Source organism: Actinophytocola sp., assembly GCF_045807065.1.
Classification (GTDB): domain Bacteria; phylum Actinomycetota; class Actinomycetes; order Mycobacteriales; family Pseudonocardiaceae; genus Actinophytocola.
The window spans coordinates 1-15,933 of the sequence record NZ_JBJMIE010000081.1; the positions used below are offsets into that span (position 1 = coordinate 1).

Genomic DNA, 15,933 nt, shown 5'->3' on the forward strand with positions numbered 1-15,933 from the left:
ACACTCAAACACAACACCACGCAATACAAAAATATCATCCCGGCGTGTCCGTCGACCTGGCGGACACCGTCCTGGTGCAGGCCCATGATCCACGGCACGTTCTCCCGCGACACCGGGCGGCCATCGACTCGAACCACACGATCGGCGGCCAAGGTCGCCAACTCCAGCGCGGTGCCGAAGAAGTCCGCCAGGCCCTGCGTGGTCTCCAACACACGCTGGCGATAGGCCGGATCGCGGTGAGACGGGGCGAGCAGGTCCAGGGTGGTCGGCGGATCCTCGCGGGCAACGCGTTCGCGTTCGTCCCGCAACGCGGCGTCGAAGTCCGCGCCTGCCTGGGCGAGTTCGCCCGGGGCGAGCGGCTGGTGCGGGCGGCCGAGCGCTACCTCCAGGCTGGTGAGCGGCTGGATCTCAGGCCAGGGTGGTTGCGGCGCCAGGTACTGCTTGCCGACTGGGTTGGCCAGATGTTCCTCCAGCGACCAGGGCCCGCGCAGGTCGGCGAGCGCGTCCCGGGTCAGCACGTACCTGTTCAGCGTCAACTCTTGGTCCATGGCGCCCGCCAGCCGCAGTTGGTCGGCGATCAGCTGGTCGCCGCGGCCGAACAGGGCGAGCCTGCTCCAGTAGGCCAGATGTACAGCGGCGTCATCGAGTTCGTCGGGTTGGCGGAGGACCTCACCGTCCGGGCCGAACTCGGGATCGGCGCGAGCGGTTTCGCGGTTGAGGATCCGGTGTACCCGCCGGAGGGTGTCCACACTGGCGTACAGGTCGGCGGGGGCGACGCCGGCTTGCTGGAGCACCCACAGTTCGTGGATGAGGGTCTGCGTGGCCAGGAACTGCCGGGCATCCTCGACGGCGGCGAGGTCGTCGGATGCGGGCGCCGGTGGTTCCCCGGTGCCGGTCATCTCGGCCAGTACACTGCGCATCGCGCGTCCCTGCGCTCGACCGGCCGCGGCCCATCGTCGGTTGATTTCGTCGAGCACCTCCGGGGCATGGGATGGGTCTGGTTCGCGGAGCAGCGCGACCGCCAGATCCGGCATCGGAGTCGTGTGCAGGTCAGATCCCAGCTCGCCTACCACTGATTCCCCCAATTGAGTTATGGCGTGATGCACGCCGGAAGGTTCATCGTCGTGGACAACTAAAAGTCAGCAACAGCGCCTGTCGGTTCCCAGGATCGATTGCGTTCGCTCGCGATCGGGATTGGGTGGATGGCGGATTTCTCATCGGTTCTGCGTTTCTGCCGGGAATCGAGGTGTGTGGTGGAGTCCATGGAAGGGAACGCTGCGTCTGGCGAGGTCGTGCCGGACGCCGTCGTCGCGGCGACGAGTGGTCACCGCCCGCGGGTTGATCCCGGAGGCCGGGTCCCTGCCGCGTGGCGACTACCGGCGGTACCCGGCGGCTCCAGGAGTTCCTGACGCGACGGATCGAGCGTGTGGGCATTGCCTGCGACCGTTTCGGTCGTCTGGGCCATCGTCTGTCCGACTACAGGCGAGCCCATGGTGGAGTTACGCCCGAAGCGGGCCGCGATCTCGCGGGAGACGCCAGCATGGGTGGTCGGGAGCTGTTCGGCGATCGCCGGATCTCGTTCGTGCAACGCGGTGACCTGTCGAAGGAGCTGGCCACGATTGCTCACTTCGCTGGCCGGGGTGTTCATCGCACGGATCAGTGCTCCGGTCGTCTCGTACAACTCCGCCGCAGCCGCAGGCAGTGACTCTTGACTGGGTGTGCGCGGACTCTGGGCGGCAACGGCAGCGAGGGCAGCAGCGTTAGCGGTAGCGGGGGCGAGGAAGCGTATGACCTCGACGCGGTCCGGTGGCAACTCTCGCAGCAGACTGGGGCGGCTGGTGGCTGCGGCGGCGATGCGGGCGGCGAGTCGCTCACGGTAGTCGGCTCGGCCCGAGGCTGTGGGGCCCGCCAAGTGGGGGACGGCGCGTACCGCGCTGTACTGGTCAACGAGAACGGCCAGCTCTCGCGCCGCAACGTCATCCTCCCGGGGACCGTCGTAACCCTGATCAGCTGGCTGCAGTGCCAGGGGCAGGGGAATCTGTGCCCGCCTGGACACCGACCGCGTGAAGTACTCGAGCTGATCGGCCAGTTCGAGTACTTCGATCTTCGAGAGCCCTCCTGCCCGACGGAACAGTTCATCGACGCTGTCGCCATCGCCGATGCCCAAGCCGGGCAGATCGTCGATGAGCGTGTCGACGGTCGGCCGCGACAACCCCGCGATACGTTCCAAGAACTCCCCGATCTCGATGCGCCCGGTAGCCCCAACCCCTTCCTCCAGCCATGCCACCCGATCCCGCAAGAAGTTCGCCTGGACAACAAGACTCTGGCAAAACCCCTCTGCGTAGCCGTGCTGGCCCAGAGTTTCCGCCGGTGTTACCTGGGTGACCATCGCGTCGAGATCGGTCGTGTCGGTGGTCGGTGACTGGCGCTGCGCGATCAAACGATCGACCAGAGCAGTGGCGTGTTCGACGGCAACGTGGAAGTAGTGATCGACCAGTCTTACATTGATCGTCAGGACATGGTCCTCGTATCCGTCGTCCTCGGTGATCTGCCATAGCGACTCAGGCAACTCAGCAACCGACGCTCCGGTATACCCGCGCACGTTCTGCTCTACGTTGGGGTTCGTCATTGTTTCAACCTTTCTCAAACGATGCCGGATTTGGTGATCACGCGTGTCGCGCCGAGAAAGTCGCCTTTTAGTCGTACTGGGGTTTCGCGTATTTTGAGTCCTGACTGGGGTGCTTCGATCTGCATTCCGTTTCCCGCGTAGAGGGCGACGTGGTGGATGGAGCCTGGGGTGTTACCCCAGAAGAGCAGGTCACCGGGCTGGAGCTGGTCGGTTGGCACAGGGTTGTTTTTGGTGGCCTGGTATTGCTCTCGTGAGGTGCGGGGCAGGGTGATCGTGCCGCCGCTGCCGTGGTAGATGGCGTAGCGGACAAGTGAACTGCAGTCGAAGCCGGTGACGCCGGTGTCGGGTGCTTGACCGCGGCTGGGTCCGTTGAGGGTGCCGCCGCCCCAGGCGTAGTCGGTGCCGATCCACTGCCGGGCGGCGGCGAGCACACCGTTACTGCCAGGACTGTTGTCCTCACCAGCGGTGAACGCCTTGCCGTACTTGGTGTTCGCGAGGTCGCGGATGGTGCGGACGTAGTTGGTGGTTTCCAGGAAGGGTGGGATGCCCTGGTAGTCCTGGACGTTGCCGGGGCCTGCGTTGTAGGCGGCGAGCGCGAGGTCGACGAGTTCGCCGTCTAGTTCGGGGTGCTGTTTGACGAACTCGACTAGGTGGCACATGTACGCGGCTTGGGATGGGATCGCGTCAGCTGGGTTGCGGGGATCGGCCTGGCCGTCGCCGTCGCCGTCCTGTCCCCACTCCGCCCAGGTGTCCGGAATGAACTGGGCCAATCCGTCCGCACCGGACTCGTCGTTGTGGGCGTTGGGGTTCCAGTCCGATTCCGTCTCCAGTTGGGCGGCCAGCAGCGGAGCGGTGATCTCCGGACAGGTCTGCGCCGCCGCCAGCAGCGGGCTGCGTGCCCAGTCGGGGACGGCGTCGCCGATCAGTTCCTGGCTGCCTCGGACGAACTGGCGGTTGCTCTCGTCGCCTCCCAGCACCGCGCCGATGCCGGCGAACAGCACGACGATGAGCACGATGATCAGCAGGAACGGTGCCGCGATGAGCCCCGCGATGAGCCCGGCTTTGCTTTTCATCGCCCTGCTCCGGTGGTGCTGGGAGAGTCGGAGAAGGACAGATCGGTGATCTTCCAGCCCTCTGGTCCGCGTCGTAGGGAGCAGTAGGCCACCGTGTCGGACAGCTGCTGACGCCAGGTGCCGGCGCCGACGGCGACGCGGATGGCGTGCACTCCGGCAGCAGCCGCGTCGTCTCTGGTCGGTGGTGGGTCGTCGCCGACGGGTTGGGTGGAGACCTGCACGCGAGCGTGGTGCGCGACCAGCAGCGACCACTCGGGGTCTTGACCGTGGCCTTGCAACCGGGCAGCCAGCTCCGGAACGCCGTAGGCGCGGGCGGCACGAGTCCGGGCGTCGGCGGGGCCTCGATCGGTGGTGGTGTCCATGCTCAGTGCCGTGGTGACGAACCGCGTGCACACCTGCTGGATATCCGGCGGCACGGTCGTCGGCACCGCATCCGCCTTGCTTGTGGTGGCGGTCGTTGTTGGCTCGACAGACGAGCAGCCCGCTACCGCGAAGGTTGCGACAGCGACGGCCACCGCGCCGACGATCGCAGACACGAACCTCGATGGCTGTCCCGACTTCGTGTCGCGGACATAGCGATCCCCCATGATCATGTTCCCCCAGTGAACGGCTTCCCCCTGGCGTTGCGTCGATTCCGCTAGGTCACGCTGTGGTCTGGTAGCGCCCGAGCCGGGCAGTCAGGTCCGGTGTGAGGAACAGGCCCTGGGCGCGACGTGGACGGAATTCGGGGTGTGCCAGGACGGATTCGACCCAGACAGCGACTTGTGTCGGCAGCGGTACCGCGCTCACACCGAACGAGATGGCTGGCGTGGACTGGGCGCCGCGTGTTTGGCAGGACCAGCCGCTGAGTTCGTCCCACCGCAGCAGGACCGCGGTCTGCCGATCAACGGTGGCGAGTTCGAGGTCGGCGTGCCAGACGGCCACACCACCGACGAGTGCGACGGTGACAGACAGCCCGCGCAACGACAGCGCTTCGGTCACGGCGAGGATGTAGCCGCGGTGGGGCGAATCGGCGTGCGCCGGTCCGCCGTTCTCGCCTGGCACGGTATGGCCATTCGTGTGATGGGTCGTGGTCATTTTCTCCCCCTGGTTGTGCCTGCGGTCTCCAGTCCCCAGCCACCGGCTATGTGCGGTCGGTGGCCTTGAGTCAGTCCCGCCGTCACGGCGGGCTCGTCGTGTGCGCGTGGTCGCGCGGGCGTCGCGGATGGACGGTTGCCGTCCGGTCGTCCGTTCGGTGTCCCGTTGAAGGTTGTGTTGGCGGTGCCGTTGTGGGTCGGTATCGGCGGCTGGTTGTCCGGGTTGACGACCGCCGTTATCGCCGGGTTGTGGGTGTTGGTGGTGTGGTGGTGCCAGCCCAGCTCATGCATGAGCTGGTCGAAGACGGGCGTTGGGCTGGGCTCTGGTTGTGGTTCGGCCGGTCGGAACGCCACGGCCCGCTGCTGCTGGCTGTTGGGCGGGTCGGGGGCCCAGCCCAGCTCGCGTACCAGTTCGTCGAAGACTGGGTTCATGCTGGGTGGCAGCGGCGGTGACGGTTGAGCTGCTGTGACTGCGGCGACGCGCCGTCGCCCTGGTGGGTGGGCCGATGCTGGGGTGTGTCTGTGAGTGGCCTCGGGGTCGGTAGCGTCACCGCCAGTGGTGGTGACGGTGGCGTCGATGAGGCCGATCTTGTGGGCGAGGTCCACGACGCGGACGAGCGGCTCTTGGTTGCCGTCGATGCGGATGACGCGATTGGTTTCGTCCACGGCCGAAGGCGCGTCGTAGGCGGTGACGACCGCGTAGCCGGCGTGGCTTGCGTGGTCGACCAACTGGACCCACTGCTTGGTCGTGCTGTCCTGGTCCGATCCCATCGGGACCGCGCCGTTAACGGAGCCGTTGACGGTGCTGTCGTGTCGGTTCGGTGTGGTCGAGCTGCGGACCGGCGCCGGCACAACTGGCGCGGGGATGCGGTCCGCTGGCTGGCCGAGTAGTGGCTCTCGTGCGGGATCCTGTGGTGGATCGCCGGCGGATCGCCGAGTGCGCGGGCGATCTGGGTCGTCGGTAGGCCATGAGATATCACTGGTTGGGGATGCGGTCGGCATGCTTCCAGGAGCAGAGTCGAGCCGTGCCGGCGCGGCGGTGGCCGGCGACCCGTTCGCGATCGGCGGCTCGGTGAGCACATGGTCTGATGAGGCTGGGCGGTCACGCTCCCGACCGGTCACAGGTTCTGCCCCGGGCACTCCGTCCCGGACGGTCTGCTCGCGGGGTTTCCTGTCGGTGAGGGCTTCACGGTCCTCGCCATCTGGCGTCACCGGGGTCCCGCCGCGACGATTCCGGCTGTGGGCGACGTCGTGACTGGTGCTGTCGGGTTGGGTGGCGGCGCGTTCGTGCGAGGGACTGTCCGCGGATGGCGTTGCCGCCGACGCAGGGCTGGGTTCACCCACGTGGTCCTGGCCGGCGGGCGCCCGGTGGTCAACGGTTGCGGCGGTGCCGGCTGCGGGCGCGGTGCCGGGGGCCGGCAGCGTGGTGCCGGCGGGGGTGAGGCGGGCGAGCACGTGCTGGGCGATAGCACGCAAGCGAGTGGTGAGCAGGACGGCGGGCTCACCAGTGACCGGTGTGGCGAACCCAGCGCCGTCGATCTTGTCGGCGATCTTGATGAGGCGAATGGCTACCTGTTCGGCCTCACCGTGCTGCCCGACGTTGATCACGGTTTGAGCGAGAAAAGTGGCGTCTTCGGCCGGGCCGCGCAGGATCTGGTGTACGTAGGTCAGGGCGAGGCGCGCGGGTTCGTCGAAGCGCAGTGCACTGTGCCGGCCTATGGCCAACTGGTCAGCCAGCGGCTCTGTGGACGGATCGTCGGCAGGCACCAGAGTGATGCGGTCGATGCCGTCTGGACGTGGGGACCTCCCCAGCGAACGCGGCGCGGGTTCGGATGCACTTGCGGAGCGAGGCGTCCGTACTGCTGGTGCCTGTACCTCGCCTGTCGGTGGCGCAGCTGGGGCGACTGAACCGGAGAGGGCGCCGGTCGCCGTGGTGCTCACCGCGGCGGTGGTCGGGGTTGGACCGTGGAGCGCAACGATCTGCTCTGTGAGGCCGGTGAGCTGGTTGACCAGCTCGGGCAGTGGGTCAGAGCCGAGCACAATGCGCTGATCATCGTGGCGCACGACAGATGTGTCCGGTTGAAAGTGGACGGTGTAGCCGTACGTGGCGGCGAGTTCGCAGAGCTGGTTCCAGCGTTGCAACAGGGGGAACGCCTCGACCGCCGGGAGGATCTCGTGCCCGATGGGGTTGAGCCAGGCGTCGGGGTCCACCAAGGTCGTCAACGTGGTGGTAGGACTGTCGGCCAGCCTGCCGTGCAGGAAGAGCCGGCCGTCGATGTCGGCGCGGATGGCGTGCACCGTCCGGACCTGGCGGGTATGTGGATCTCGGATGGTGCGCCCTACCGCGTGGCCGACCATGCTGGGGTCGTCCTCGATCAACCGGTCGGCGAACGTCGTGACCTCGGCTTCGGTCGCTTGGCCGTGATGCGCCCGCCATGCCATCGCCACCAGGACTTGGATGTGGGGATCGTTGTCGGTGGCGCGAGCGATCTCGCGCAAGACATCTTGGGCTACGAACGGGTCGGTCGCCCTCAGGAAGGCGCCGAGCTTGCTGGGCCAGCCCACCTTGCTCGCGGATAGCCGGTTCCGCAAGATCTCCACCACCGGCAACGACGGCGCCGCTGGGGAGGACCTCGGCATCGATGGCGATGGTGATGGTGGCGGTGAGGTCACGGGCGAGGTCTGAGCGGCCAGCTCGTGGTCGGCGACAGCTGTCGGTTCGAACGACGTGTCGGGACGTCCGGCGCGCGGGCCATGAGGGGGTGGCTGCGGCTCGATCGGCTCAGGAGCGGTGTCCCGGGTCGGTCCAGCCTGCGCGCTGGTCTCGGTTTCAGATGCCGTGTCCCTTACCCGACCACGGTCATCGGTGGTCGCGCCAGTCGTGTGCGGTTGCTGCCTAGGCGAGGCGGAGTTCCGTGTGCCGGTTGGATGCTCGACATCGAGTTCCGATTCACCGCTCCGCGTGCCGTCGACGACACCATCACCCGAGATACCCGCGTCCGGGACACTCCGGCCCGGGTTGTCGAGTCGCTCGCGGATGAGTTCCTGAACCGCGCCATACACGTGATCCCGTCCGGGGCCATCGGCGAAATATCGCGCTATCGCCTCCGACTCCTGCACGGGCTCATTCCCCGCCAAGATCGCCAGCGCATCCGCGTGCTGTGTCAACGCGGCGGTCTGCGTGGTGGTGAGCGCCAGCCAGGGCACGTGAATCAGATAGCGGCCCTCGTTGTCCGGATAGACGCGGCGTGGCTGTTCGTCCGGGTTCTCATCCCACGGGTCGTCATAGATGGCCAGCACGTCATCGCGCCACTCGTAGCGGATCTGGTTCCCGCCGTACTGGGCTTCGAAGTAGATTCCGATCCACTCGGCGACAGACCGGCGAAAGTGGACACGCACGTCGGGGCGGCGCGTCTGTCCAAAGAGGTCCGGTGGCACTTCGTCGTCGATGGTCAACAGCGGCAAAGGCTCGTTGAGCACCCCCGGGAACGCAGGCCCGTATGCCAGCGTGACCAGCATCTCGCCATCGGGTAGCGACACGACCTCACCCGTCACCTCGCCGGGCCCCATCTGGTGCACCGTGTCACCGACCGTTTCACTAGCCGGGTCGCTAACCAGGTCACTGACGGTGTCCTTGATCGAGTCGCCCTCAGGATCGTTGGCGGCTCCGATCGCCGCGGTTTCGGTGGCCGGCGTCTCGCCGGCTAGGGTCTCGTCCGCCGATGTCTCGTGTCGGTGCGTGATCGGACCTGGTGGTGTGGTGGGCGCATCGGGAGCGCCGTCTATCTCGGCCAGGTCTTGCGCTGCCGCGGCGTCGTGCGGAGGGCTGGACGCAGCGGGTTGATGCCGAACAGATGCGGGTTCGCGCGTGCTGTCTGGTTGTTCGCCCGTGGGGTCCGATGCACCGGTTCGTGGCTCGTCGACAACGTCGACGTCACCATCGGCAGGGGCAACGTCGTCAGGGGCAGCGTCGAGTCGCTGTCGGATGACCTCCTGAACATCGCGGTACAGCGGGTCCCGTTCCCCGTGAGACAGATACCGAGCCATCGCTTCCGACTCATGCACCGGGTCGTTCCCTGCGAGTGTGGCGAATGCGTCCGTGTGCTGCTGGACGGCGGTGGTCTGTGCGGTGGTGAGCCCGAACCACCGCTCACGGAACAGGTACCGGCCGTCGCTGTCCGGGGGGACCAGACGCGGCAGGTCCGGCGCACCCTCTGGGCCGTCATAAATGGCCAGCACGTCGCCGTGCCACGCGTAGCGGATCTGGTTCCCGCCATATCGCGCTTCGAGGTAGACCCCCATCCAGTCCACAACGGACCGACGAAAACGAACCTCCACCTCCTGGAAGCCTTCAGCCGGCTGCCCATCGTCAGCGGTTGCTAGTGGCCCCCACACATCGACCAACCCCGGAAAAGCCAGCCCCTGTGCATGGGTGACCAGCACCTCACCGGAGGCAAGCGGCACCACATCACCCGCGGCTGGGCTGACAACGTCAACAGCACCGGGATCTGGCGTGTCAGATCCCACCGTGGCCATGTCGTCGACGTCGAACAGCGATTCCTGGCGCATCAGCAAGTTGGGGCGGCTCGGTACGACGAACTCCCCGTGCACGGCCATCCGGTCGGCGATGGCGTTGAGTTGGGTGACGATCTCGGCGGCGTCGGTTTGCTGGAGGACCGCGGCCAGGGTGTCGTCACCGCGGCTCCGCTGGTCGAGTTCCCAGGCAATCGCCGCGATCGTGGTTGCCATGGGCCGGCCGCGACCGGCGGCGATCTCGGCGCGGGCTCGGCGGTCGGGATCGACAGGCTCGCGCCAGGTCACGCCGTAGAGCACGTCACGCAGGAGTTCGAACACTGGGATGGGAAACCGCGCAGCCGTGACAGGTATCCCGGCCCAGAGGTCCTGCATCGCGCGTTCCCGGTTCCCCGGCTCGGTCAACAACCGGGTGACGGTCTGCATCGAACGGAGATCGACGAGGTCGAGCGTGCGCCCGACAGTGTCGACGATGACGGAGAACATCTGGTCGCTGCCAGGATCACCGCTGGGGTGACCACCTGTTCGGTCACCGGCACGGGTGCGCGCTGTCGTGTCTGCTGCGGTCGTGGCAGGGGTACGACGTTCTGGTGGTGGGGTGGGCTCGGATGCGTTGGTATGCCGGTGGTACACGGCTCCCGCGATAGGTGTGGTGCCGGGCAGCGGGTCCGGGTGTGCGCGGAAGCCGTCCAACGCGGCCACGACGGCGGTGGTGTCGCGGTCGAGTGTGGCGAGTCGGGGCAGGTGCACGATGACACCCGCACCGGCGGCGGCGGCCACCGTGTCCGGGTCGAGCGCGGCGTCCAGCCCCAGACCGTACGCGGTGGCGACGGGCCAGAGCCGTCGAGTCGCCTCACGCACCTGGACGAGGGATCGGGCCGCGATGTGCAGGTGGTGGCCGCTTCCGTCTCGGTCGACCAGCAGGGTGACCGGTTGCCAGCCGGACCGCCGGCTCCGGTGGCCATCCCGCAGGCCGTAGATGAGGTCCACCTCGGAGCGGACTCCGGACAGGCTCATGATGGTGTCGGCGTCGCCAGGGCCCGTTGGCTCGACAGTGGCCAGGACCTGCGGCACGTACGGGCCGCGCGGGTCCCGGTCCGGGACGGATGGCGACGCGGTCCCGCCTGCCGGGCGTACGGAGTCTGGTGTGGACGTTGTGGTGGTGGTGCTCGGCTGGTCGAGGTCCTGTTCGTGTGGGGGGTGATCGGTTGGGCTTGCGTCCGCAGCGTGGGAACGCCGTCGAGCCTGACTGTCGGTTGACGATCGGGGGCCGACCGGTGTGCGGCTGACTTGGTCGCCGTAGCCGGCGTGGGACAGTGCCCGTGCGGCGGCTGAGAAGTCCCCGCCGTGGTTGAGCAGGGCGTAGGTGCGCCATTTGGACAAGGCCGCGTCGTTGGGCAGCGTGGTGGAGGTGCTGAACACCCACAGGTAGTCCCCGCGGTCGCCTCCGGTGACGGCCGAGAGTCCGCGGTCTTTGCCGGGGCGGCGCCAGTAGGTACGCGTACGGTCGCCGCCGACGGCGACCCAGCCGTGGGGCTCGAGCACCTGGTGCCAGGTGGCCCGTTGGTTGAAGTCATCACCGGGTCGCCGCCGCCCGGATTCCTGGGCTGCGCGTGGCGCGGGCTCGGGGATCGGCGGCGGGGCCGGGATCTGGTCCAGGTCCCGGGCCGCCATGTGCAGCAGGTCCCGCTCGGCGGCCGTGATCGTGGGGATCGTCGACGGGAAACCGGTGAGCGTCCGCCACGGTTGGCCGCTGTCGTGCACCGGACCATGCGAGGGTGCGACCACGACCATCCCGCCTTCGCCGCGGGTTTCGATCAGCACCCGTGGCGGGCGACGCCCGGTGTCGCGTAACCGTTGCTGCTCTTGGTCGGTGAGTTCGTCGTCTCGCGCCTCGCGTTGGGCCAGTTTGGTGTTGCGTTCCACGCCGCCTTGGACCCGGTACAGCACATGCATCCCGCCCGAGGGGGATGCTTCCTGATAGCCGCCCATCACGCGTTCCCACAGCCGCAGGTGCCCCATTGCGGTCAGCCGGTCCCGCATCTTGAGATAGAGCCCCTCGTCGAGTGCGCGGCCTTCGAACTCGAACATCTCAAGATCGCGGGACACCGTGCCGGTGACAATCCCGATCCCGGGATGACCGTTCTGGAACCAGGTGGCGACCTGCTCGCGGGTGGCGCGCTGCTGCTGGAAGCGCTGCCACTGATGGGGGTAGGGCCTTTTCGAGCCGTCGGTTTCGATCCGCACCACGCTGCACCCGGCGTCCCACCACGCCAAGGCGGCCGCAGCCATGTCCTCGGCCATGGTGGTAGCCGGGTCACCGATCGGGTTCCTCGTCGTGTCAGCAGTGACGGTGTCGGCGGTGCTGTCGGCCTGGTCGCCGTCGGTGTCCGTGTCGTGCGGGGTGGTCTGCGGCGCCGATGGGGCGGGCTGGCGGTTCTGTGACGTGTTCGCGTCGCTGGTGGGATCCGCCCCGGCGGGTGTCACCGACGGTGGGGCGTCGAGGTCGGTCGGTGCGGCATCGCTGGGCAGGTCGGGCACGGTCGCCTTGCTGCCTGCGGTCAACTCCGTCGGCTCCGGCTGCTCGGCAGGTAGGTGACCAGTCTTCGACGTGGTCTGGTCGATCACGTCCGTGTCGTGGACCGAGGCCGGCGTGGCGATGGTGTGCAGGTCGAGTTGTTGTTTCCGCTCACGGATGGCGGGCACCATCGCCTCCCGCGCCGCCCGCAACTCCTCGGCACTCGGCCGCTGGGCGGGGTCGAGCCAGGACAGCACGGCGTCGACCGGGACGTTCTGGACGGCGCGGGGAGCGCCGGTCACGCTGGTCACGTCGCGTTCGATGATCACCCGGAGCCGGTTTCCCGGTTCGGGTGTCACTTCGACGACCACGCCGCGCACGCTGTGGGTTGGACCCGGTCCGACGAGCGGCGCGCTCTTGGCTTCCGGGTCGGGTTCGGTGATCTCGATGTACTGGCCGATGCTGTTCAGTGGCAGCGTGGGGTCGCCCTCGGCGAGGCGCTCCAGCGCTTGCTGGGCGCGGTTGAGGTCGAACTGCTCACCCCTTTTGTGGGGTCGTCCTGCGGCGGCGGTGAGTGCGTGCCGGTAGATCTCCGGTTCCGCGGTGGCGAGTTGCCGCTGCGCCTCGACGAGGGACAGGCCCTTGTTGGTGCGGCCGGACAACACGACCTGCACTCGGCGACGCAGTTCTGTGTCGCTGTGCCGGTCGCCGAGCACGTGCTTGAGCACATCGGTGCGGCTGTCCAGCGTGATCTGCGGCAGTGGCGGCGCCAGCGGCACCGGGGTGCTGTTGTCGACGAATAGCCAGCCACCCCCGTCGTCATCGCTGCTGTCCTGACGAGACTCGCCGATGACAGAGTCGGCAGGGCGTGTCACCAGTCGGCATTCGGGGTTGTCCTTGCGGGCGTTGGCGTGCTCGGTGGCCGCGTCGGCGGCGAACGCGAAGTCCTCGACGCGCCAGAGTCCGGGGAGCCGCGCGGGGCGTGCCACGCCGTGGAGTCCGGCCTGCTTGATCAGATCGCGTAGGAACTGTGCCGAGTCGGTCTCGATCTCGTGCCACGCGTCTGACTCCCACGGACCGTGGCGGATGAACAGCCGTCCCAGTACCTGGCCGTCAGGGAGGACGCCGATGGCGGCGGACACGTCATGGCGGCGCCAGTGTTCGCTGTACAGGCCGCCGATCTCCACGGCCTCCTGTTCGACCAGAGTCCAGTGGTGGGTGGTGAACAGCTCCGCCACACCGGTGAGCCCGTCGATGCGGGGGTACTGCTCGATCGGGTACAGCTCATCGATGTCCGGCTCGCCATCGTCCACTGTGGCCGCTTCGTGGGTGGCCGCTTCTTCGGTGACCGGTTGTTCAGTGGCCCGACGTTCAGCGGTGCCGTGCGCTTCGGCGTCGGCCTCGGCGCGGAGGTCGGCAACCTGCTGTACGAGGTTGAACGCGTTGGTGCCGGCGGGTAGGGCAGCGTCGGCGATAACCAGCTTGGCTGTGTGGTCGACCTCGATTTGATGGTCACGGTAGCGGCCACGGCCTTCGTTACGGCGAATGTCGACGCGATACCCGAGGTCGGCGAGCGCGGCGGTAGCCTGCTGGATCCACCACTGGCTCACCGGCTCCCATTCAGGCTGGGTGGCCGAGTAGTCGATGCCGGTGCGCGGATCGGTGCGCGTCATCTCGGAGAAACGCACCCAGGCCGTGGGCTTGTGTCCCCCGGCAGCCGCCGTTTCCGCAAGCGCTCGACCTGCTTCGGCGACCGCCGCTTCGAACACCTCCAGTCCTCGCTCACGAGGGACCTCCAGCACTGACCCCGACGCGGGCGCCAGGCCAGTAGCCGCATCTGGTGTTGAGGGGCTGTCCGTGGTGGCGGATGCGGGACGGTTCCGCGCCTGTGTGGTAGTTGTGAGGTCGAGGTCGAACAGGCTGGTTTGGGAGGGACTGTTCGCCACGTCCTGCTTACCGGGGCTCGCAGTGTCACCGTGGCCGGTACGGGTGTGATCGGTCTCAGTGTGGTCGGCGGGGCCCGCCGATGCGTCGGTCCCGGCAGTCGTCTGTGGTTCGGTGGGGCGCGCCACGACGGGGTCGTCGATGCTGGAGGCAGGGGTGTCCACATCGGTCTGTGCTTGGTCCGCTGTTGGGTCATCGGGTGGGATGGGGCCGGCTGGGTGTTCGACCGAGGCTTGGTGATCACCGAGTCCAGCACTGTGTATCGCGTCTGGGGACGTGTCACGTCCTGTGGTGGGAAGGTTTGCCACAGGAAGGTCGGTGAGGAACGGCAGGTGGGGTTGGTTCGCGTCCAGTTCGGCGACCCTGCTGGCTTGCGCTTCCCGGCGCTCGTCCGGCTCGATGAGTGGGACCGGCGGCGGGTCAGCTGCGAGACGTCGGGACAGCCAGATCACCCGGTCCCGCAACGGTAGGGCGGTGTCCAGTCGCCACGTTTGGCCCTGCGTGTTGCGTGCTTCGCTGTCGCTGTCGGCGATCGTGATCGTCTGCCCGTCAGCCAGGTTCCCGGCGAGGTCGGCCGTCTGCTCGGTCGCTGGGTCATCCACGCGCCCTGCGTCGTCTGATGTGGAGGGTGGAATTACCAGGCCGTGGTGAGTCGCTTGGCGCAGGAGGATTGTCCAGCGTTGCTGCCACAGGCCGGCGTCTGGGGTCTGGGCCGTGCCGTGGTCGCGGGCGCCGGTGCGGATGTGCTCGTGTCGAGTGGTGTGGGCGTGGGCCACTGCGGTGGCCATGGCCAGGACCGCGTCCGCGGCTGCCGGGTTCGACAGGCTGGTCCAGAATTTCGGGATGGAGATCAACGCCCGGTCGTGGTCGACCTCGACGGTTCCGGTGGTGGACTCGATCTCGGTGAAGCCGGCGCCGGACACGGCCATGATCAGCGAGTTCCACACTTCGTATTTCTCTTGGTAGTGGAACGGCCATGGGCGGTGGCTGGTGAGGACCCAGCGGACCAACGCATTCGGATCGCTGCCGTCGGGTGGGGTAAGCGGCTCGCCGGTGAGACACTCGGCGATGCTCGGCAGTGTTCCGTCCTGGTGCGCTTGAGCGATGCGGGCGTCGTACTGGCCCACTTCGATCGGGCCGCCGACCAGCTCGATGATGGCGTCCTCGAGTTGGGTGATCGCGGACCGTGGATCGATGCCAGCTTGGACCGCGATGTTGCCGTCCTCGTCGAAGTGGCTGCCGCTGATCGCACCAGTGCGGACGACCTCGCGCCCCAACACCCGGGCGTGGCTGATCAGTACACGCCAACGGTGTTCCAACTCCTGCGGGGACAGCAGGCGCATGTCAGCGGTGCGCTGTTGGCTCACGAGGCTGACCTGGGTGTCGGGGTCAAGCGGGCGTGGCGGTGTCCGGTCGAAGTCGGACACCGGGAACAAGCCATCGTCGCCGGCCTCGACCGTCACTGTGCCATTGGCAGCCGTGCCGTCGGCAGCAGCACTGTCGCCGCCAGACGGCGGGCCGGGCTTGGCGGGCGTCGTTGCGGTGGCTGCGGTGGCGTGGTGGGGTGAGGTGCGTCGCCGTGGCACGAGCAGCTCAGCGCCGTTGTATACGAGGTGGAGGTCGCGGTCGGGTGGCGGGGTGAAGGCCGTGCTGTCCGGGTGCCAGTGGGTTTGGGGGTCGGCGAGGATGACCAGCGGTTCCCCGGTCGGGGTCGTGCCCCGCAGCTCGACTTGGCCGATCAGGTTGATCCGGAACTCGGTGATCTCGCCGGTCACCTGGTCGACGTGCACGGGTAGGGGCATGTGGTCGAACCCGAACACGGACCGGTCGCCGTTGCGGATCCGGGCCAGGACCTCGTCCGCGTGGTCGCGGGCGATCAGGCCGATCCGCAGTTGTCGGATAAGCGCGGCCTCTGCCGCGGCGACACCCGTGTCGTAGCGGTCATCGCCGGTCAACGCTATTGCGGCGCCACCCACCGCGGCGGGACGCCACAGACGCGAGGCGGGCAGCCCGGTCACCTCGATGATCTCCTCCAGCGCCATGGGTGGGTGCGGTGGTTGCGTCACCGCACTGGCGAGGGATCGCGGCGGGAACTCCTCGGGGCGCTCCAGGTGATAGAGATCAGCGAGGGTGTTCGCGACGTCGGCCAGCGCGTCCACC

At 67.8% G+C, this 15,933-nt stretch carries 6 protein-coding genes; all 6 read right to left on the minus strand.

Features of this window, described 5'->3' with window-relative positions; translation table 11 throughout:
- A partial coding sequence (locus ACJ73U_RS04540) for a hypothetical protein (RefSeq protein ID WP_407776239.1) occupies nucleotides 1-1,034 on the minus strand: 1,034 nt, incomplete at its 3' end.
- A 290-nt stretch (nucleotides 1,035-1,324) separates the two neighbouring features.
- A complete protein-coding gene (locus tag ACJ73U_RS04545) occupies nucleotides 1,325-2,629 on the minus strand; it encodes a hypothetical protein (RefSeq protein ID WP_407776240.1) in 1,305 nt (434 codons plus the stop codon).
- A gap of 14 nt (nucleotides 2,630-2,643) precedes the next feature.
- Nucleotides 2,644-3,702: an NlpC/P60 family protein gene (locus tag ACJ73U_RS04550; protein ID WP_407776241.1), complete on the minus strand. Its 1,059-nt coding sequence runs from the start codon at nucleotides 3,700-3,702 to the stop codon at nucleotides 2,644-2,646.
- Nucleotides 3,699-4,130: a hypothetical protein gene (locus ACJ73U_RS04555; RefSeq protein ID WP_407776242.1), complete on the minus strand. Its 432-nt coding sequence runs from the start codon at nucleotides 4,128-4,130 to the stop codon at nucleotides 3,699-3,701. Before ACJ73U_RS04555 ends, ACJ73U_RS04550 begins: the two co-directional genes overlap by 4 nt.
- Nucleotides 4,131-4,344: 214 nt before the next feature.
- Nucleotides 4,345-4,779, minus strand: coding sequence for a DUF6292 family protein (locus tag ACJ73U_RS04560; protein WP_407776243.1), 435 nt, complete (start codon nucleotides 4,777-4,779; stop codon nucleotides 4,345-4,347).
- Entirely contained in the window at nucleotides 4,776-15,815 is an 11,040-nt protein-coding gene (locus ACJ73U_RS04565) for a hypothetical protein (RefSeq protein ID WP_407776244.1), read from the minus strand. The genes ACJ73U_RS04560 and ACJ73U_RS04565 overlap by 4 nt, the downstream gene beginning before the upstream one ends.
- Nucleotides 15,816-15,933 lie beyond the last annotated feature (118 nt).